The following is an 863-nucleotide window of genomic DNA, read 5'->3' as shown; positions in this document are numbered from 1 at the left end:
TAAATAACCTATTCATCATTAAGAGGCTTGTAAGGCATGGAAACCGATTTATTAAATGAAAGAGACGTTCAGTTTCAGTTGTATGAAGTGCTTGAAACCGCCGCACTTACTGAGCGCGCTCGTTTTAATGAACATAATGTTGAAACCTTTAATGCAGCGATCTCTACAGCAAGACAAATTGCTGAGGATAAGTTTGCTAACCATAATGCCAAACTAGATTGTAATGAGCCCAGTTTTGATGGTGCGAAGGTAAGCATTCTGCCAGAGGTAAAAGAGGCCTTTGATGCGTTGGCTGAAGCAGGCTTTCTTGCAGGGCGAGATGACTACGAGTTAGGTGGGATGCAGTTGCCAGAAGTTATTATGGCTGCGTGTATGGGGTATTTCACAAGTGCTAACGCTTCATCAGCGGGTTATCCATTTTTAACGATAGCCGCAGCCAATTTAATCAAAACTTATGCTTCGGATGCGCTAAAAGGTAATTTCTTAAGCCCTATGTTAGCCGGTAAGTTCACTGGCACCATGGCAATGACAGAGCCTCATGCTGGGTCATCTTTAGCCGATATCACAACCCGAGCAAAAGCATCAGACACCGCAGGTCAATACCTGATCAAAGGAAATAAGATGTACATTTCGGGTGGCGATCATGAAATGGCCGACAATATTGTTCACCTTGTCTTGGCTAAAATTGACGGTGCGCCATCGGGCGTAAAAGGAATCTCGCTGTTCCTGGTTCCTAAATATAGATTGGATGACGATGGTAAACCGGCAGATCGTAATGATGTTGCATTAGCTGGGCTCATTCATAAATTGGGTTACCGCGGTACGACCTCGACCATGCTTTCATTTGGTGATAACAATGAATG

1 protein-coding gene is annotated in these 863 nt (G+C 43.9%); it reads left to right on the top strand.

Going from position 1 to position 863, the window contains the following annotated elements:
• Nucleotides 1-36: 36 nt before the first annotated feature.
• Nucleotides 37-863, top strand: an 827-nt coding sequence (locus tag A3763_RS12945; protein ID WP_197482898.1) for an acyl-CoA dehydrogenase family protein, incomplete at its 3' end; no start/stop codon positions are given.

This window comes from Oleiphilus sp. HI0128 (assembly GCF_001635365.1).
Note: the sequence above shows the minus strand (reverse complement) of the source record. Positions and strands in the feature narration are given on the sequence as shown.